This window comes from Streptomyces sannanensis (assembly GCF_039536205.1).
Classification (GTDB): domain Bacteria; phylum Actinomycetota; class Actinomycetes; order Streptomycetales; family Streptomycetaceae; genus Streptomyces; species Streptomyces sannanensis.
The window spans coordinates 1888368-1905307 of sequence record NZ_BAAAYL010000001.1 but is presented as its reverse complement, the minus strand read 5'-3'; the positions used below and the strand labels follow the sequence as shown (position 1 = coordinate 1905307).

At 70.5% G+C, this 16940-nt stretch carries 20 protein-coding genes and 3 pseudogenes; 10 read left to right on the top strand and 13 right to left on the bottom strand.

The annotated features are described in order from the left end of the window. Positions 1-11: 11 nt before the first annotated feature. Both ABD858_RS08850 and ABD858_RS08845 read left to right on the top strand, forming a co-directional pair. Complete coding sequence (locus ABD858_RS08850; protein WP_345035672.1) at positions 12-644, top strand: spherulation-specific family 4 protein; 633 nt, start codon at positions 12-14, stop codon at positions 642-644. Continuing rightward, a complete protein-coding gene (locus ABD858_RS08845) occupies positions 641-1429 on the top strand; it encodes an endo alpha-1,4 polygalactosaminidase (protein ID WP_345035671.1) in 789 nt (262 codons plus the stop codon). Before ABD858_RS08850 ends, ABD858_RS08845 begins: the two co-directional genes overlap by 4 nt. Before the next feature lie 265 nt (positions 1430-1694). Here the strand turns inward: ABD858_RS08845 and ABD858_RS08840 are convergent, their stop codons facing one another. Then, positions 1695-2306, bottom strand: a complete 612-nt coding sequence (locus ABD858_RS08840; protein ID WP_345035670.1) for an FG-GAP repeat domain-containing protein — start codon at positions 2304-2306, stop codon at positions 1695-1697. Positions 2307-2690: 384 nt separating this feature from the next. On the opposite strand from ABD858_RS08840, the gene ABD858_RS08835 reads away from it, so the two are divergent. Continuing rightward, entirely contained in the window at positions 2691-2864 is a 174-nt protein-coding gene (locus ABD858_RS08835) for a hypothetical protein (RefSeq protein WP_345035668.1), read from the top strand. Between the two features lie 151 nt (positions 2865-3015). Here ABD858_RS08835 and ABD858_RS08830 read toward each other — a convergent pair. The 4 genes and pseudogenes from ABD858_RS08830 to ABD858_RS08815 form a co-directional block, all read right to left on the bottom strand. Beyond that, positions 3016-3264 (bottom strand): annotated as a pseudogene (locus tag ABD858_RS08830) (helix-turn-helix domain-containing protein); the annotation flags it as partial. 465 nt (positions 3265-3729) lie between these two features. Beyond that, positions 3730-3939, bottom strand: a pseudogene (locus ABD858_RS08825) (site-specific integrase); the annotation flags it as partial. A gap of 51 nt (positions 3940-3990) precedes the next feature. After that, a complete protein-coding gene (locus ABD858_RS08820; protein ID WP_345035666.1) occupies positions 3991-4206 on the bottom strand; it encodes a DUF397 domain-containing protein in 216 nt (71 codons plus the stop codon). 13 nt (positions 4207-4219) lie between these two features. Beyond that, the gene (locus ABD858_RS08815) at positions 4220-5071 is read right to left on the bottom strand and encodes a helix-turn-helix domain-containing protein (RefSeq protein ID WP_345035665.1); all 852 of its coding nucleotides are present in this window, start codon (positions 5069-5071) and stop codon (positions 4220-4222) included. A 237-nt stretch (positions 5072-5308) separates the two neighbouring features. Between ABD858_RS08815 and ABD858_RS08810 the strand changes: the two genes are divergently transcribed. After that, on the top strand, positions 5309-5776 hold the full coding sequence (locus ABD858_RS08810; protein ID WP_345035664.1) for an ATP-binding protein: 468 nt from the start codon (positions 5309-5311) through the stop codon (positions 5774-5776). Between the two features lie 248 nt (positions 5777-6024). Here ABD858_RS08810 and ABD858_RS08805 read toward each other — a convergent pair whose 3' ends face one another. Both ABD858_RS08805 and ABD858_RS08800 read right to left on the bottom strand, forming a co-directional pair. After that, positions 6025-6456, bottom strand: coding sequence for a hypothetical protein (locus tag ABD858_RS08805; protein ID WP_345035663.1), 432 nt, complete (start codon positions 6454-6456; stop codon positions 6025-6027). Positions 6457-6499: 43 nt separating this feature from the next. Further along, positions 6500-7264, bottom strand: coding sequence for an adenosylcobinamide-GDP ribazoletransferase (locus ABD858_RS08800; protein WP_425586313.1), 765 nt, complete (start codon positions 7262-7264; stop codon positions 6500-6502). Between the two features lie 48 nt (positions 7265-7312). Here ABD858_RS08800 and ABD858_RS08795 point away from each other — a divergent pair, with 48 nt between their 5' ends. Further along, positions 7313-8095 carry a hypothetical protein gene (locus tag ABD858_RS08795; RefSeq protein WP_345035662.1) on the top strand — a complete coding sequence of 261 codons (783 nt, stop codon included), beginning with the start codon at positions 7313-7315 and terminating at the stop codon, positions 8093-8095. Here the strand turns inward: ABD858_RS08795 and ABD858_RS08790 are convergent. From ABD858_RS08790 to ABD858_RS08780, 3 genes are read right to left on the bottom strand one after another with little or no spacing between them, the layout of a single operon-like run. Continuing rightward, on the bottom strand, positions 8035-8727 hold the full coding sequence (locus tag ABD858_RS08790; protein WP_345035660.1) for a hypothetical protein: 693 nt from the start codon (positions 8725-8727) through the stop codon (positions 8035-8037). The genes ABD858_RS08795 and ABD858_RS08790 overlap by 61 nt on opposite strands. A gap of 54 nt (positions 8728-8781) precedes the next feature. Continuing rightward, entirely contained in the window at positions 8782-9843 is a 1062-nt protein-coding gene (cobT, locus tag ABD858_RS08785) for a nicotinate-nucleotide--dimethylbenzimidazole phosphoribosyltransferase (RefSeq protein ID WP_345044370.1), read from the bottom strand. A 38-nt stretch (positions 9844-9881) separates the two neighbouring features. Then, a complete protein-coding gene (locus ABD858_RS08780; protein ID WP_345035659.1) occupies positions 9882-11084 on the bottom strand; it encodes a bifunctional adenosylcobinamide kinase/adenosylcobinamide-phosphate guanylyltransferase in 1203 nt (400 codons plus the stop codon). Between the two features lie 80 nt (positions 11085-11164). Here ABD858_RS08780 and ABD858_RS08775 point away from each other — a divergent pair, with 80 nt between their 5' ends. After that, entirely contained in the window at positions 11165-11374 is a 210-nt protein-coding gene (locus tag ABD858_RS08775; protein ID WP_345035658.1) for a hypothetical protein, read from the top strand. 155 nt (positions 11375-11529) lie between these two features. On the opposite strand, the pseudogene ABD858_RS08770 reads toward ABD858_RS08775, so the two are convergent. The 3 genes and pseudogenes from ABD858_RS08770 to ABD858_RS08760 all read right to left on the bottom strand — a co-directional run. Further along, positions 11530-11751: pseudogene (locus ABD858_RS08770) on the bottom strand (PDZ domain-containing protein); the annotation flags it as partial. Positions 11752-11839: 88 nt separating this feature from the next. After that, complete coding sequence (locus ABD858_RS08765; protein ID WP_345044368.1) at positions 11840-12574, bottom strand: methyltransferase domain-containing protein; 735 nt, start codon at positions 12572-12574, stop codon at positions 11840-11842. Positions 12575-12627: 53 nt separating this feature from the next. Further along, a complete protein-coding gene (locus ABD858_RS08760; RefSeq protein ID WP_345035657.1) occupies positions 12628-13224 on the bottom strand; it encodes a DUF3043 domain-containing protein in 597 nt (198 codons plus the stop codon). Between the two features lie 256 nt (positions 13225-13480). Between ABD858_RS08760 and ABD858_RS08755 the strand changes: the two genes are divergently transcribed. From ABD858_RS08755 to ABD858_RS08740, 4 genes are all read left to right on the top strand, one after another. Next, the gene (locus tag ABD858_RS08755) at positions 13481-14269 is read left to right on the top strand and encodes a PspA/IM30 family protein (RefSeq protein ID WP_345035656.1); all 789 of its coding nucleotides are present in this window, start codon (positions 13481-13483) and stop codon (positions 14267-14269) included. Between the two features lie 24 nt (positions 14270-14293). Next, the gene (pspAA, locus tag ABD858_RS08750) at positions 14294-14572 is read left to right on the top strand and encodes a PspA-associated protein PspAA (protein WP_345035654.1); all 279 of its coding nucleotides are present in this window, start codon (positions 14294-14296) and stop codon (positions 14570-14572) included. 262 nt (positions 14573-14834) lie between these two features. Then, entirely contained in the window at positions 14835-16043 is a 1209-nt protein-coding gene (locus tag ABD858_RS08745) for a sensor histidine kinase (protein ID WP_345035653.1), read from the top strand. Beyond that, on the top strand, positions 16040-16714 hold the full coding sequence (locus tag ABD858_RS08740; RefSeq protein ID WP_345035652.1) for a response regulator: 675 nt from the start codon (positions 16040-16042) through the stop codon (positions 16712-16714). Before ABD858_RS08745 ends, ABD858_RS08740 begins: the two co-directional genes overlap by 4 nt. The last annotated feature ends 226 nt before the right edge of the window (positions 16715-16940 follow it).

Here is a 16940-nt window from a genome sequence, read left to right as displayed (position 1 = left end):
GGACCGATTTCGTGAAGACTCTGCTGGTGCCGTTCTACGAGCATCCGGACGTCCGCCCCGAAGCCTGGGCGGCCGTGCTCGCGGCCGCCCCCCGGCTCTACGGCGTCGTACTCAACCCCGCGGACGGTCCGGGCGCCGTCCCCGACCCGGGCTTCGCGACGGTCGCGGAACGGCTGCGCACGGCCGGGGTGCGGGTGCTCGGCTACACGGACACCGGCTACGGCCGGCGCCCGCACGGCGCCGTCGTGGCGGACCTGCTGCGGCACCGCGACTGGTACGGCGCGGACGGGGCGTTCCTCGACCAGGTGGCCGCCGGTCCCGGTCTCCTGCCCCACTACCGGCGGCTCGCGGTGGCGGCCCGCGCGGCGGGCGCCGCCACCCTGGTGCTCAACCACGGGGTCCATCCGCACCCCGGGTACGCCGGACTCGCCGAGGTCCTGGTCACCTTCGAGGGCACCTGGGACGCGTACCGGAGCATCGTGGTCCCGCGCTGGACGACGGCGCACCCGCCGAACCGTTTCTGTCATCTCGTCTACGCCGCGCCGCCCGACGCCCACGTCGCGACCCCGGTGCACTGCGCGGTTCCGGGCGACGCACCGCACCCCTGGGGCACCCTGCCGCACACCCTGGAGCCCGCCCGATGAGACGCGTCCTGCTGCTCGTCCTGCTGCTGCTCGCGACGGGCTGCGCGACCACCCCCGAACCGGACCACGGTCCCTCCGCCTCCCGCGCCCGCTGGCAGCCCCGGCCCGGCCTCGCCTGGCAGTGGCAGCTCAGCGGCCGCCTCGACCCGGCCGTGGACGTGCCGGTCTACGACATCGACGGCTTCGACCATCCGAAGTCCACGATCGAGGACCTGCACCGGCGCGGCCGGAAGGTCATCTGCTATCTCTCCACCGGAGCCTGGGAGGACTTCCGCCCGGACGCCGCCGAGTTCCCCCGGTCCGTGCTGGGCCGCTCCAACGGCTGGCGGGGCGAGCGCTGGCTCGACATCCGCCGTACGGACGTCCTGGAACCACTGATGGCCGAGCGCCTCGACATGTGCCGGGCCAAGGGCTTCGACGCGGTCGAGCCCGACAACATGGACGGCTACCTCAACCGCACCGGATTCCCCCTCACCGCCGCCGACCAGCTGCGCTACAACCGCCTGATCGCCCGCCTCGCCCACGCCCGCGGCCTGACGGTCGGCCTCAAGAACGACCTGCCCCAGATCCCGCAGCTGGTGCGGGACTTCGACTTCGCGGTCAACGAGCAGTGCGCGCAGTACGACGAGTGTGCGGAGCTCACCCCGTTCATCCGCGCGGGCAAGGCGGTCTTCCACGTCGAGTACGAGTTGTCGACGGGCCGCTTCTGCCCGCAGTCCCGCACGCTCGGGCTGAGTTCGATGCTGAAGAAGTACGAACTGGGCGCCTGGCGCCGCCCTTGCTGACGCGGAGCACTCGCTCAGGACACGGCGGGCCACAGTGACACGGGTCAGCCCGCGCGCCAGTCCTGGGCGGGCAGCCGGCTGGCCCGGTGTCGTTCAGCTTCACCCTGGATGCGCCGGGCCTGACCCCGAAGGTGCGTACTTCGCGACCCCGCAGAACGTCTTCACCCTCCCGGCCCCGCCGGCCGCGGGGAAGCGAGCGAGATCCAGGTCATGGGAAAGGCTGGTCCCGGCAGCCGTACGGCTGCCGGGACCAGGTAGGAGTGAACTAGTTGTAGCTGCTGAACAGACGCGTGTGGGCGTACGACCAGGCGCTGGTATTGGTAGCCCAGCCGGCTACGGCCGCGTTGAATGTGCCGTCGCTCTTCGTGGTCATCGTCCACGTTTTTACGCTGCCATCGGCGTAGTTGTACATCGCACCGAGGTCGCTTCGGCCGTCACCGTTGTAGTCACCGACCACCAGGCGGCTCTGGGACACGTCCCACCCACCGACAGGGGAGGTCAGTGCGACACCGGCCGTACCGAAGGTTCCCGACCCGGTGGAGGGAGTGATGAAGACCTTGTCGCTGCCGTCGGCGTAGTCGTACCAGATGGCGATGTCGTCGAGACGGTCGCCGTTGAAATCGCCGGCGTGTACCTGCGCACGCTTCCAGTCCAAGGTGGTGCTGGTCCACCAGGTCTTCGGCGTTCCGAAGGCACCGGTCGGCGCGGTGGCGAAGACCCACGTCTTGGTGGTGGTGCCGCCGTAGCCGTACAGGGCCGCGAGGTCGTCACGCCCGTCGCCGTTGAAGTCGCCCGCCTCCAGGGTGGTGGCCGAGGCATTCCAGTTGCTCTGTGGTCTCCTGGGGGGCAACCCGACACACTGTTCAGACGTCGCCATCGATGAATACGAACCGTATGCTGCGGGGATTATAGCGATTAGCGGATTCGTCGGGGGATTTATGTGCGGCGCCTCTGTGGTCTGCGGTGCTGCCGTAGGAGCCTCAGCAGCTGCCGTCGGGTACTACACCACGTACCACGGCGACGATATGTACAGCGAGCCGACCTTCTGGGCAATGACCGCGAGCGGGGGCATCGGGGCAGGTGTGGCGGCTAAGTTGACGGGCCGAGCGGCAGAAGGCGGGGCGAGAGCTGTCACAAGTGCCGCTGTAGACGATGCAGCAGTCCGGCTGGAATTGCAGCTAGGAAAAACAGAAATGGCTCTTGCTAAACTTCGCGCTGAGCTGGCAAAACTCGACTGAGTGGAATCGGAATGATTAATCCCATGAAGGCGTTCTACGCTTTGAGTTTCGGCATGAGAATGTCCATCGGATTCGCAGTCACCCTCATTGTGGCCATCATTTTGATGGCGACCATTCCGATGCAGTACGCGGCGCCAATATCGGCAATCCTAGGTGTCATACTTGGGATCGTTGTGCGTAATGCTGAGTCGCTTTGACCCATGGCTTTACCCTCGGCTCGACGGAGAAGTTCTGATTTTCGGCATCCGGCATAAAGCCCGGAAGCCCGGACAGAGGTGGTCGCTTTGTAGCAACACGTCGTCATGCTGATCAGGCTGCGAGCAGTTTATGCAGGCGCTCGGCCGGGGTTTCCCAGCCGAGCGTTTTGCGTGGGGCGGGCATCGGCGGGGTCTGCTTCAACAGTTCCCGGATGGCCGGCTCGACCGCGTCCACCGCCGAGCCCTTCGGCGCCCGCTGGTAGGCCGGCGGCCGGTCCGAGGCCACCGCCCGCAGCACCGTACTTCTGGAGATCCCCAGCTGCCGGGCCACCGCCCGGGCCGACAGCCCCTCGGTCCGGTGCAGCCGACGGATCTCGGCCCAGTCCTCCACGTGGATCACCCTCGCTTCCTCCTGACTCCAGTCCAGTGAAGTCAGGATGATCAAGAGATCCGGGAGTGGCCCGCTTTTGATCCGCCGTCCGTGGCCCTCATTTCACCTGTTGCCGACAGCCGTCGCTTTCGGCGGTTCTCGATCTCTTCTTCAAGACGTCTGACCGGGCGGTCGAGGAGATTCGAAGGCGAGTGTCGGAAGCCCCTGCTTCGCGGCAAAAGGCCAACCTCGTGCAACGCACGATCGTTCGTCGGTGCTGGTCTGCCGACATTGCTCTGGTCCTGGCAGTACTTGCGCTGGGCATTGGATGATTACTGCCTGATGACTCGGCAGGCGTGAGAACAAGACCGCCCCCGGCAGCCACGCGTCTGCCGGGGGCGGTCCTTGTCGTGCCTTTGTCGAGGCGGCTGTCAGGGGCCGGGCTTGCGGCCCCAGATGTAGACGTCGTCACTGTTGTGGAGGAGGTCCCAGTACTGCGCAGCAGCAGGGCTGGTCACGCCGGGTGTCGAGGCCGCGGGTGCAGCACTGGCAGGTTATGCGGAGCTGGTTGAGCCAGGTGCGGACGTCCTTGGCAGTGAGCTTGGTGAGCTTCTTCTCGCCGAACGCAGGCGGTGTAGCGGTGTGGGTGTTCTCGCTCAGGTGGTGGGCGGCGACGTTCTCTAGCCAGTACTTCAGGTAGGCATGCAAAGCCATAAGCGATTGTGGTGGGAATCAGGTCCGTGGCCGTCCTGATGATCAGTGCGGGATGCTCGTGACTGAGGGGCTCGGCCCGAGTCTCTCCGAGGCAAGAGCGGCGATGAGTGCGCGCAGTGCGTGGGGCGTGGTGGTGACGGTGGTCTCGGGGGCCTTGCTGTCGCGGAGGAGGACAGTTCCGTCAGGGGAGACGGCGACGCAGACGCAGTTGGAGCCGTCGCCGCTGTAGGAGGACTTCCGCCACTGGAGCGTGGACACTTCGCACTGCCTCTCAGATCTCTTGCGCGAGCTGATGGATGAAGTTGCGTGACTCGGCCGGCCGGAGGGCTGCTGCCTCCATGCGGTCGAGCACGGACCGGAACTTGACGAGCTGAGCCTCGGCATCGAGGAACTCGCAGCCGAAGTGGGTGTCGAGTTGCACGGTGTCGAGTTGTGGCACCGGCCCGGATGCGTAGTCGATGGACTGCCCTGTCCCTGGGAACGGGCTGCTTCCGAAGGGAAGCAGCCTCACGGTGATGTTGTCGTGCTCGCTCATGTCGATGAGGTGCCGGAGCTGGGCTCTGGCGATCTTCGGGCCACCGAAGCCCATGCGCAGAGCTGCCTCGTGGATTACTGCGGTGTACTGGATCGGGTGGTCCCCGTAGAGGATCCCCTGGCGCTTGACGCGGTGGGACAGGCGGTGCTCCACCTCGTAGGGCAGCAGGGGTGGCGCCACCTCGCTGAACAGAGTCCGCGCATGGTCGGTCGTTTGTAGCAGCGCTGGGATGTGGATGACGAGGGCGACCCGCAATTCACTGGCGTGGTACTCGAGTTCGGCCAGATTGACGAGGGCGGCGGGGAGATATTCGCGGTAATCGTCCCACCAGCCCCGGGAGCGTCCCCCGGTCATGGCGCACAGGGCCTCGATAAGTGCGTGGTCGGCGCAGTCGTAGCTACGGGCGAAGGCCCGTACACGTTCGGCGCTTACCGGATAGCGACCCGACTCGATGCTGCTGATGCGTGCTTGGCTGATGCCGAGCAGGGATGCGGCGCTGGTTGACGTCAGACCGGCATGCTCCCGGAGCTTTCGCAGCTCGATGCCGAGCCGTTGCTGGCGAAGGGTGGGGGTTGTGCTGGGGGGCACGGCTCTCCGTTCTGCGTGCACATACGTGCGGATGCATCGCCCACAGGAGGTCACTTTGGGTAGTTCTCTATGAACTGGTAGCAAGTATCCCAGTGGCTCGCCTACGGTGTGACTCAGGCCACTCAACTGGCTTGATTGGTAAGCCGGAAGCGCACCGCGTCATATCGGAGTCGCGGCACTGCCACCGCGCAGTCTTGTCGCCAGTGATCCAACTCCACCTCCTTGAAGGAGACTTCCGTGGACACCGTATCCCCGCACGCACCCTGGTCGTACAGTCTCCAGCTCCCTCACGATCCACGCGCCCCGCGCGTGGCACGGATGACCCTGCGGGCCGTGCTCGGCGGGCACGACATGGGAGAACTACTCGACACTGCGGAGCTGTTGGTCTGCGAGCTGGTCACCAATGCCTACCGGCACTCCGACGGGCCTGCCGCTCTGCGGCTGCGGTCCATGGAGGGCGGATGGCTGCGGGTCGGCGTGTGGGACACCAACCCCGTCATTCCGGCGCCGTTCGACAAGCCGCCCGGGGCTGCGGTGCCCGGCGTGGGCACGGTTGACTCCGACGGCGGGCGTGGGCTGCTGCTGGTGCAGCTCTGTGCCGACAACTGGGGTGGACACCTGCTGGGCGACGACCTCTTCGGGCGGGGCGGCAAGCTGTTGTGGTTCGAGCTCGCGCCGACGTCCGACCTGGCCCGGGCTGCCTGAGCAGAGGGCGCCGGGGGCAGGTCGTCCACTTCTCAGCCCCGGCGTCGGCGGCGCCAGGCGCCGGCCAGCTGTCCGGCCACGTACAGCACCTTGAGCCACCCGCCCGGCGCGGGACCCGCACCGCCCGACGCCCGTGTCGCGACCCCGGGCGGCGCCCCGCCCCCTGAGGCACCCTGCCGCACGCCCGGGAGCGCGCCCCATGAGACGCGTGGGCGCCTGGCGCAGGGCCTGCTGAGCGAACGGCGCGCTCAGTAGCTGGAGGTGAGGCCCTTGGATCGGTCCGCGCGGAAACCTGCCTGAAAGACCGTGAATGAGCATTCCTCGCCATTGGGGTGCGACTCCTTCAGCCGGGCGTTCGCCCGCGCGTCGAGGACGGCCTGCCCGCCGGCGATCGGGGTGACCGTGAAGCGCACCGGTACTGTGACGGCACCGATGTCGTCCGGCAGTCGCAGCGTCAGGAACCCTTCCTCGTTCTGGCTGACGTCCAAGGTGTGCTCCTCGCATGTGTCCCGGACGCACAGCCGGAAGGTGGCCGGACCGGCGTCGGCGAAGTCCGCGGAACGCCAGCGCACCGTGACCCCGGAGTCCGCCCCGATCAGGGTGCATACCCGGGGTTGGCTGCAGCCCGCCAGGCCCAGGGCCAGCGGGATGAGAAGAGGCGATAACAGTCGTCGCGGCATACGGAGAGTCTGTACCACAGTCCAACGAGTCGTCATGTCCGGGTCAGCCCAGCGTCAGAATGACCAACGCGGTGGTCGCCGCGGTCTCGGCGAGCCCGCCGAAGACATCGCCGGTCACCCCGCCGAAGCGGCGCACACAGTGGCGCAGCAACACCTGCGCGGCGCCCAGGGCGGCCGCCACCGCGGCGCCATGACGCAGCGCCCCGTACCCACCGAACAGCGCGCCCGCGCCCGCGCAGGCCACTGTGACCAGCACGGCGACGGCCACGGCCGCACGAAGCGGGACCGTCCCTGCGACCGCCGCGCCCAGGCCCTCGGGGCGGGCCGGGGGGACGCCAGGGCGGCAGGCGAGGGTGAGGGCGAGCCGGGCGGCGACCGCGGCGAGCACGGCGGCGACGGCGCCGCGCGTCCAGCCGTCGGCGTAGAGCTCGGCCAGTGCCGCCACCTGGGCCAGCAGGACCAGGGCCAGCGTGATGACCCCGAACGGGCCGATGTCCGACTGCTTCATGATGCGCAGCGCGTCCTCGGCGGGTTTGCCGCTGCCGAGCCCGTCGGCGGTGTCCGCGAGTCCGTCGAGATGCAGTCCGCGGGTGAGGGCGGCGGGCACGGCCGCCGTGGCCACCGCGGCGAGCAGCGGCCCCGAGCCCAGGAACAGCAGCAGCCCGCCGGCCGCCGCCGCGAGAAGACCGACGACCAGACCGGCCAGTGGGGCTGCCAGCATTCCGGCGCGGGCCGCCTCGCGGTCCCAGCGCGTCACCCGTACAGGGAGCACGGTCAGGGTGCCGAAGGCGAAACGTATGCCGTCCATGGGATTCATCGCGCGCAGGCTATCCGGCTCCGTGGCACCGTGAGTCGCGTGGGTTGGTTCTACCGCAACATCCTCGAGCCGGGGAAGCTGCCGCTGCTTCTCGCCCTGGCCTCCTTCGTGCTGACCTTTGTGGTGACGCGGGCGATCACCCGGATGATCCGGGCCGGCAGGGGGCCGTTCCGCAATGTCGTGTCGGGCGGGGTGCACATCCACCATGTGGTGCCGGGCGTGCTGCTGACCGTCGCGGGCGGCTTCGGGGCGGTGGCGGCTTTCGAGAGTGATGTGGGCCTGGCGGTGTCCGCGGTGGTGTTCGGTATCGGCGCGGGGCTGCTGCTCGACGAGTTCGCGCTGATCCTGCATCTCGACGACGTGTACTGGAGCGATCAGGGCCGCCAGAGCGTGGAGACGGTCGTCATGACGGTGGCTCTGGTGCTGCTGCTTCTGTGCGGTTTCGCGCCGTTCGGGGTGAACGACATGACCGCCGAGGAGCAGACCGACCGGCGCCTGGTGATCGTCGTACTGCTGCTCAATTTCTGCTTCGCCGTCGTCACGCTGTTCAAGGGCAAGCTGCGGATGGGGCTGATCGGCTGCCTGGTGCCGCTGGTCGCGGTGTTCGGCGCGGTCCGGCTGGCCCGGCCCGGCTCCCCGTGGGCGAGACGGCTGTACGCCCGGCGCCCGAAGGCCCGCGCCAGGGCGCGGCTGCGGGCCTACCGGCACGACCGCCGCTGGGCCGGCCCCCGGCGCAGATTCCAGGATCTGATCGGCGGCTTTCAGGAGAAGGTCTCGGCCCAGGACCGTGATCCCCGGTCCGGGCCCGGCACCGGGCGCTGAGCCGGCCGGCCGGCCCGTACCGCCGAGACCGCGCACAGCACCAGGACCGCGGCGACGGCCGTCAGATGCTCCTTGCCCGCGAGGTTGTTCTTGATCAGCACCTCGACGACCATCGCCACGATCACCAGCGCCCCGGTCCACCGGGCCCGGCGCAGCCAGCAGACGTAGAGCGCCAGCCCCACGACCGCCGCGGACGGACCGGTGTCGACGACGACCGCGTCGGACGCGGGCAGGCCCAGCGGGCTCTCCGGGCCCAGTGCGAGGCCGATCCGCGCGTACAACGTCCCGGCCAGCGTCGACACATACGCGATCACCAGGGTGCGTCGGCGCCCGAGACAGATCTCGGCGATGCCGAACACCAGCAGGATCTGTGCGAGCGCGCCCCACACCGGCAGATCGAGCGCGGGCACGAACAGCGACAGCGGGGTGCGCAGCAGCGACTCCCACAGGGGGTCCTGTGCCTGTACGGAACCGACGGTCTGCACCGGACCGAAGCCCCATGGCTGGTTCTGCACCAGCTGGAACAGCGCCGTCAGACAGACCGCCCCGAGCGTCATCGGGACGGCCCGCCAACGCCGGGCGGCCAGCGCGGTGCGTACGGTCGTGTACAGCGACGCCCATTCACCGAGCACCGGACCATCCCCTCGTAGCACGATCGTGTCGGGGCACCGCGCTCCACGGGCCGGTCAGTCCGTGTCGCCGGAATCGCTCTCCGCGCGCTCCGGCAGCTCCGCGGCCAGGGCGGCCGCGGCCTGCACGAGGGGAAGGGCGAGCAGTGCACCAGTTCCTTCGCCGACAGAGACGCCCTGGTCGAGCAGGGGGTTCATCGCCAGCCGGTCCAGTGCTTTCGCCTGGCCGGGCTCACCGCTCAGCTGACCCGCCAGCCACCAGTCCGGCGCCCGGAACGCGGCCCGCTGGCCGACCAGCGCACACGCCGCCGACACCACACCGTCCAGGATCACCGGCAGCCGGCGCACCGCGCACTGCAACAGGAATCCGGTCGCCGCGGCCAGATCGGCGCCGCCGACCGTGGCCAGCAGCTCCAGCTGGTCGCCGAGCACCGGCCGGGCCCGGCGCAGCGAGTCCCGGATCGCCGCGCACTTGCGCATCCAGGCCAGGTCGTCGATGCCCGCGCCGCCACGCCCCGTCACCACGGAGGCGTCCGTGCCGCACAGCGCGGCGATCAGCACGGCCGCGGCCGTCGTGCCGCCGACGCTCAGATCGCCGAGCACGACGAGATCCGTGCCGGAGTCGGCCTCCTCGTCGGCGATCGCCATCCCGAGGCGTACGGCCTGTTCGGCCTCCTCCGTGGTGAGGGCGTTCTCTACGTCGATACGTCCGCTGCCGCGGCGCACCCGGTGACGCACCACCTCGTCCGGCAACAGCGAGGGGTCGCAGTCCAGGCCCGCGTCGACGATCCGCACCGATGCGCCGAGGCGCCGCGCGAGCACGGCGGCGGCGCTCTCCCCGTCCAGCGTGGCCCGCACCAGCTGGTGCGCGGTCCCGGCCGCCCGGCCGGACACCCCGAGCTCCGCCACCCCGTGATCACCGGCGAACAGCACCACCCGCGGCCGTTCGATGGGCTTGACCGGTACGGACGCCTGCGCGGCCGACAGCCACTCGCCCAGCTCGTCCAGCCGCCCGAGCGCCCGGGGTGGCACGACCAGCCGCTCCCGGCGTTCCTCGGCATCGCGCCGCACACCGCTGTCGGGGCGCTGGATCAGGTCGGAGAAGTCGTCGAGGTTCAGCACAGGGTGATCCTAGGCCCCGGACCTCGCAACGGACCTCAGCGCAGTGGCAGCGCCTGGCCGGCGACGACCAGGAGCACATGCTCGCACTCCTCCGCGAACGCCGCGTTGAGCCGCCCCAGCTCGTCGCGGAACCGCCGCCCGGACGCGGTGGCCGGAACCACCCCGGACCCCACCTCGTTCGTCACCGCGACGACCGTACGCCGTGTCGCCCGCACCGCGGCGACGAGCTCCGCCACCCGGGCGCGCAGTGTTTCCTCGCCGCCCGCCTCCCATGCCGCCTCGTCCCAGGCGCCGACCTGGTCCATCGCGTCCGTCAGCCACAGCGACAGGCAGTCGATCAGCAGCGGCGGACCCTCCTCCGCCAGCAGTGGCACGACCTCGCAGGTCTCGAGGGTGCGCCAGGAGCTGGGCCGCCGCTCGCGGTGCGCGGCGATCCGCGCCGCCCACTCGGCGTCGCCGGCCCGGCCGCCGCCCGTCGCCACGTACAGCACGTCGGGGAAGGCCTCCAGCCGCCGCTCGGCCTCGTACGACTTGCCGGAGCGCGCCCCGCCGGTCACCAGTGTGCGCCGCGGCACATCGGGCACCGCGTGGTACTCGCCGGCGTACAGCGTGGTGCCGTCGGGCACCGCCCGCGCGCCCGCGGCCGCCAGCTGCCGGTGCAGTTCGGCGCTGGGCGGCACGTCGTGGTCGATGTGCACGGCCACGACATCGGTGGTCGGACCGACCGCCCCGGACGCCCGCAGCCGGGCCAGCGCATCGGGCCGGCCGATGACATCGGCGACCACGATGTCGTACGCCTGGAGGTGACCGTTGGAGTCCAGGCCGGCCGGGCCGCCGCCGGGCGGCAGATACAGCAGCCGCTCCCCGTCCGGTGCCGCGACCTCGTACCCCGTGCCGGGCGCGTCCAGGGCGACGGCCCGCACCCTGTGCCCGCTGATCAGCGTCAGCTCCCGGCCGTCCGGCACCCGTCCCGCCGTGGGCAGCCCCGGCGGCAGCTCGACGGCGGGCCCCCCGTGCGGATGCGTCAGCAGGACCTGCCGTACACCGGTCAGCGAGTGCCCGGCACGGGCGGCGGCCAGGGCGGCGCCCGGCGTGAGGTCGAGCAGCAGCGCGTCGTCCACGAGCAGCGCGGTCGCGGCACGTGCCTGTTCACCACGCGCCGAGGCGCAGGCGGCGCAGGGGCAGTCGGGGCGCGGCAGCCCGCTGGGGGCTCCGGTGCCGAGCAGAGTCAGTTCCACGATGACGATCCTCCCGTGTCGGCGCAGTCGGTGCGCGCCCGGCTACGCTGCGGGCAGGAAACCGGACCCTGGAGGCGGACATGGCGTGGACGTGGCGGTTCGAGAAGGCGGACGGTACGGAGGTTCAGCCGGCGGTGCAGCCGGAGGAGTTCACCACGCAGGGAGACGCGGAGTCCTGGATCGGCGAGGTCTGGAAGGCCCTGACGGAGGGCGGCGCGGACCAGGTCCGGCTGTTCGAGGACAGCACGGAGATCTACGGTCCGATGAGCCTCCACGCGGAAGAGGCCTGACACAACCCGCTGTCCGGGGTGCCGGGGTACGTCCCCGGCACCCCCGGCCGGCACTCGCGGATCCTGTCCGGCCTCTCGGGCCGGGCTCGCGGCGCCTCGGTGACACCAGCCGCTCCGCGGCGGGCGCTCCCTGACCCACCGGGCAGGGCCTGGATCTCGCCCAGCGTGACCTCGGCGGTCCGCTTCTTGCCGTCCCTCGGATACGTCACCCGCACCTTCTGGCCCGGTCGGTCCGCGGCCAGGGCCTCGGCGAGGCTGGTGATCGTGGTGATCCCGGTGTCGTCGATCCGATGATGACGTCCCCCGGGCCTGATGCCCGCCTTGTCCGCGGCGCGGACCAGCTTGACCTCGGCCACCGCGACGCCCGCCGGCTGATAGCGGGCGTTGTGCGGGCCGTGATGAGCTTGCGGACGGACCTTCCGGCCCGCCAGGTGGAGAACGGCAACCGGCTCCCCCGCAGAGGGTCTAGCCGCGCACCCCGCACAGGTGCAGCAGTGCCGCGACCCGCCGGTACGGCTCGGTCCGCGCCGCGCGGTCCTCCGCGGCGAGCAGCTGTTCCAGCTCCTGCGCGGGCGGCAGCTCCTCCTTGTTGCTCACGTTGTCCGTGAACACACGCACCCCGTACCAGGCGTGCAGCGGTGCCGCGATCCCGTCGAGGGTGCGGGTGAGCTGCTCCAGCCGGTCGGCCCGCACCGGCAGCCCGAGCCGGTTGGTGTACGCGTCGGTGTCGAAGGCGGTGAGGGCCGCCGGCCAGTCCCCGGCGAGCCCGGGCCGCATCGCGAGCGCGTCGGCGTTCCGTACGAGCAGCGACAGCAGACCGCCGGGTGCCAGCATCCGGGCCAGGCCCGCCAGCATCGCGTCCGGCTCCTCGACGTACATGAGCACGCCGTGGCAGAGCACCACGTCGAAGCTGCCCGGCAGGAAGTGCGCCCCGGTTTCCCGGCCGTCGCCCTCGATCAGCCGGACACGCTCACGGATGCCTTCCGGCTCGCCGGTCAGTGCCTCGCGGGCCACCTTGAGCATCTGGGGGTCGGACTCCAGGCCGGTCACCGTGTGCCCGGCCCGGGCCAGCCGCAGCGCCTGCGTGCCCTGGCCCATACCGACGTCCAGGACCCTCAGTCGCTGGCCCACCGGGAAACGGGCCGCTATCTGCTCGTCGATCTGGCGGGCGACCAGTTCCTGGCGGACCGTGTTGCGCAAGCCCCCGAGTCCGCTCAGCCAGGCGGCCGATCCGCCCTCGAAGCCTTGCACGGTCAGGGCCGCTCTCCCCGCTTGACCTGCGGCTTCGGCAGCCGCAGCCGGCGCATCTGGAGCGAACGCATCAGGGCGTAGGCGACGGCACCGCGCTTGGGCTCGTTCGGGAAGCGCTCCTTCAGCTGCTTCTTCAGCCGGAACGCGATTCCGATCGAGTCGACGACGATCATCACGATCACGCCGAGCCAGAGCAGCAGGGCGATGGTCTGGATGTTGGTCACGCGGATCATGCTCAGCACGAGGATGATCACCGCGAGCGGCAGGAAGAACTCCGCCACACAGAAGCGCGAGTCGATGAAGTCGCGCGCGAAACGGCGGACGGGGCCCTTGTCGCGCACCGGCAGATAGCGCTCATCACCGGAGGCCAGCGCTTCGCGCTGCCTGGCCATGTCCACACGGCGGGCCTCGCGCTGGCGGCGGGCGGCCTCCTTACGGTCGATCGGACCGCTCGTCGCACGGCGGCGCTGGGACTGCGCCTCACTGCGCTTGGGCGTCGGGCGGCCCTTGGGGGCCTGCGGGTCACGGGGCTGCTTGGAGAGGTCCGCCGTCACCGCGTCGGTGGGGGACTTCTCTTCCTTGGAACGGCTACGGAACACAAAACCCAAGCGTACGGGGTGCCGCGCACGGACCCCAGCCCCGTGGGGAACGATCCGGCAACGGCGGGCGTCATGACAGTTGCTTCCTCCCGTCACGGGCACCTACTCCTTGAGCCGGATCGGGGCAGGGCGCAGGTCGTCCTTGGGGAGGAGCGTATCCGCGCTCGAACAGTGCGGTAATAGAGGCAGGGCCCGTACTGTGGGTTCTGTTGGAGAGCTGCAGCCGAGTTCCGTCAGAAGGGGGCGCGCGAAGCCCATGAGCGGTGTCATGAAGCGTATGGGGATGATCTTCCGCGCGAAGGCGAACCAGGCCCTTGATCGGGCCGAGGACCCGCGCGAGACCCTCGATTACTCGTACCAGAAGCAACTGGAGCTGCTGCAGAAGGTGCGCCGCGGAGTCGCCGACGTGGCGACGTCCCGCAAGCGACTCGAGCTCCAGCTCAACCAGCTGCAGGGCCAGTCCGCCAAGCTCGAGGACCAGGGCCGCAAGGCGCTCGCGCTGGGGCGCGAGGACCTCGCCCGTGAGGCGCTCTCCCGTCGTGCCGCGCTCCAGCAGCAGGTCACCGACCTGGAGACGCAGCACCAGACCCTCCAGGGCGAGGAGGAGAAGCTCACGCTGGCGGCGCAGCGGCTCCAGGCCAAGGTCGACGCCTTCCGTACGAAGAAGGAGACCATCAAGGCCACGTACACGGCGGCCCAGGCACAGACCCGGATCGGCGAGGCGTTCTCCGGTATCTCGGAGGAGATGGGCGACGTCGGTCTGGCCATCCAGCGGGCCGAGGACAAGACCGCCCAGCTCCAGGCACGAGCCGGCGCGATCGACGAGCTGCTCGCCTCCGGCGCCCTGGACGACCCGTCCGGAATGGCCAAGGATGACATCCAGGCAGAGCTGGACCGGCTCTCCGGCGGTACGGACGTGGAGCTGGAGCTCCAGCGCATGAAGGCCGAGCTGGCAGGTGGCCCGGCGCCGCAGGCCATCGAGGGTGGCGCGGGCCAGAACCAGAACCACCAGCAGCAGGACACTCCGCGCTTCGACAAGCAGTAGCCACCGGCTCCCGAGGAGAGCGTCATGATCGTACGGATCATGGGGGAGGGCCAGGTGAGGCTGGCCGACAGCCACTTCGCCGAACTGAACAAGCTCGACGACGAGCTGCTCGCCGAGATGGAGAGCGGCGACGAGGACGGCTTCCGGCGGACGCTGCACGCCCTGCTCGACAAGGTCCGGGAGCTGGGCACGCCGCTGCCGGACGACTCCCTCGAACCGTCCGAGCTGATCCTGCCCACCCCTGACGCGACCCTCGAGGAGGTCCGCCACCTGCTCACCGACGAGGGCCTCATCCCCGGCTGAGGCCCAGCCGGGGCAAGCCCATCCCGTCCGGCGCCGGAGAACGGACACTCCGGCTCACCCGACGGGGGGCGTCGCATCCGGTCCGTCCGGCGTTCGAGGACGGACACTTCCGGCAGGTATTCCCATGCCGCCGCAGCGGAGGGCGGCACGCTCAGCCTGTCCTGGGGGAGCTTGAGGGCGGACACTTCCCCGGCTACCGCTGGGAGGTGCCCCCAGACCGCCGCAGCGGGGGCGGCAACACCGAGCTCGGGGAGGGACGCGCGTGCGCATCCGCCGCTTGCCGAACTGGCTGCGCACGCACCCATACGCGCTGGACGCCCTGCTCGCGCTGGGTGTCCTGGTGTGCATGGTGGCCGGGTCCTTCGTCGAGCCGCACGGCATCGACGGCCCCGCCTTCGGCGACCGGACCCCGGGAGCCCGCAGCGCCGCCCTGATGGTGGTCGGCGCCGCCGCGCTGGTACTCCGGCGCCGTAACGCCCTCGCCGTGCTGGCCTTCACCGGCACGGTCTCCGTCGTCGAGCTCATCACCACGGACCCGCCGGCACCCGTCGCCATGAGTGCCGTGGTCGCGCTGTACACGGTCGCGTCCCGCACCGACCGGCCCACCACCTGGCGGGTCGGCCTGGTGACGATGACCGCGTTGACGGCCGCCGCGATGGGGTTCGGGGCCACGCCCTGGTACGCCCAGGAGAACCTCGGGGTCTTCGCCTGGTCGGGCATGGCGGCCGCGGCCGGTGACGCCGTGCGCAGCCGGCGGGCCTTCGTCGACGCGATACGGGAGCGCGCCGAGCGGGCGGAACGCACCCGGGAGGAGGAGGCCCGCCGCCGGGTCGCCGAGGAGCGGCTGCGGATAGCCCGCGACCTCCATGATGTGGTCGCCCATCACATCGCGCTGGTCAATGTCCAGGCCGGAGTGGCCGCACATGTCATGGACCGGCGCCCGGACCAGGCCAAGGAGGCCCTCTCGCACGTACGGGAGGCCAGCCGCTCGGCCCTCGACGAACTCCGCGCCACCGTCGGTCTGCTCCGCCAGTCCGGAGACCCGACGGCCCCGACCGAGCCCGCGCCGGGGCTGGCCAGGCTGGACGACCTGGTGGACACCTTCCGGCACGCGGGACTCCCGGTCGAGGTGGCCCGTGCCGACGACGAGTGTCTGCCCTCGGCGGTGGACCTGGCGGCGTACCGGATCATCCAGGAGGCGCTGACGAATGTGCGGAAGCACGCGGGCCCGGAGGCGAAGGCCGAGGTGAGCGTCGTACGGGTCGGCAGATCGCTGGAGATCACGGTGATCGACAACGGCAAGGGCGGCGAGGCCGGCCACACGGACGGCGGCGGCCACGGCCTGCTCGGCATGCGCGAGCGCGTCAGCGCGCTCGGCGGAAGCTGCACCGCGGCCCCGCGCTACGGCGGCGGCTTCCGCGTCCAGGCGATACTGCCGGTCGTGGCGCGTACGGGGGAGGACGACGCATGACGATCAGGGTGCTGCTCGCGGACGACCAGGCGCTGCTGCGCAGCGCGTTCCGGGTGCTGGTGGACTCCGAGCCCGATATGGCGGTCGTGGGGGAGGCCGCCGACGGCGCCGAGGCGGTGGCGCTGGCCCGCAGTGAGAAGGCGGATGTCGTCCTGATGGACATCCGTATGCCGGGTACGGACGGACTGGCCGCCACCCGCATGATCAGCGCCGACCCGGAGCTCGCGGACGTACGGGTCGTCATGCTGACGACCTTCGAGGTCGACGAGTACGTGGTGCAGTCACTGCGCGCGGGCGCCTCCGGCTTCCTCGGCAAGGGCGCGGAACCGGAGGAGCTGCTGGGCGCCATCAGGGTCGCGGCGGGGGGCGAGGCACTGCTCTCCCCAGCTGCGACGAAAGGGCTGATCGCGAAGTTCCTGGCTCAGGGCGGCGACCGGGCACCGACGGAGTACTCCGAGCGCCTGTCCGCCCTGACCGGCCGCGAACGCGAGGTCCTCACCCTGGTCGCGGGCGGCCACTCCAACGACGAGATCGCGGAACGCCTGGCGGTCAGCCCGCTCACCGTCAAGACCCATGTGAACCGGGCGATGTCGAAACTCGGCGCACGGGACAGGGCCCAGTTGGTGGTGCACGCGTACGAATCTGGCCTGGTCCGCCCGGGAGCGGACTGACGGGCTCAGCTGTCGTCGCGGAGCAGGTCGTCCACGCTGGTCGCGCCGATGGCCCGCTCGAACCACTTGTCGAGTGTCTGCCGGTCCTGGCACGAGGATCAGCTCCCTCACGGACTGCGGCAACTGGATGCCCCGGCGCTCGATGAGCGTCAGGACAAGCTCGGCCTGGTGCCGCGAGCCTCGGCCTGCGCTTCGGCTCGGCCTCTGGCGTGTGCGCTGTCTTGCA

Coding starts and splice junctions, on each gene's coding strand:
- ABD858_RS08845 (WP_345035671.1), top strand. CDS start 641: ATGAGACGCGTCCTGCTGCTCGTCCTGCTGCTGCTCGCGACGGGCTGC.
- ABD858_RS08840 (WP_345035670.1), bottom strand. CDS start 2,306: ATGGCGACGTCTGAACAGTGTGTCGGGTTGCCCCCCAGGAGACCACAG.
- ABD858_RS08835 (WP_345035668.1), top strand. CDS start 2,691: ATGAAGGCGTTCTACGCTTTGAGTTTCGGCATGAGAATGTCCATCGGA.
- ABD858_RS08805 (WP_345035663.1), bottom strand. CDS start 6,456: ATGCCGCGACGACTGTTATCGCCTCTTCTCATCCCGCTGGCCCTGGGC.
- ABD858_RS08800 (WP_425586313.1), bottom strand. CDS start 7,264: ATGGACGGCATACGTTTCGCCTTCGGCACCCTGACCGTGCTCCCTGTA.
- ABD858_RS08775 (WP_345035658.1), top strand. CDS start 11,165: ATGGCGTGGACGTGGCGGTTCGAGAAGGCGGACGGTACGGAGGTTCAG.
- ABD858_RS08755 (WP_345035656.1), top strand. CDS start 13,481: ATGAGCGGTGTCATGAAGCGTATGGGGATGATCTTCCGCGCGAAGGCG.
- pspAA (WP_345035654.1), top strand. CDS start 14,294: ATGATCGTACGGATCATGGGGGAGGGCCAGGTGAGGCTGGCCGACAGC.
- ABD858_RS08740 (WP_345035652.1), top strand. CDS start 16,040: ATGACGATCAGGGTGCTGCTCGCGGACGACCAGGCGCTGCTGCGCAGC.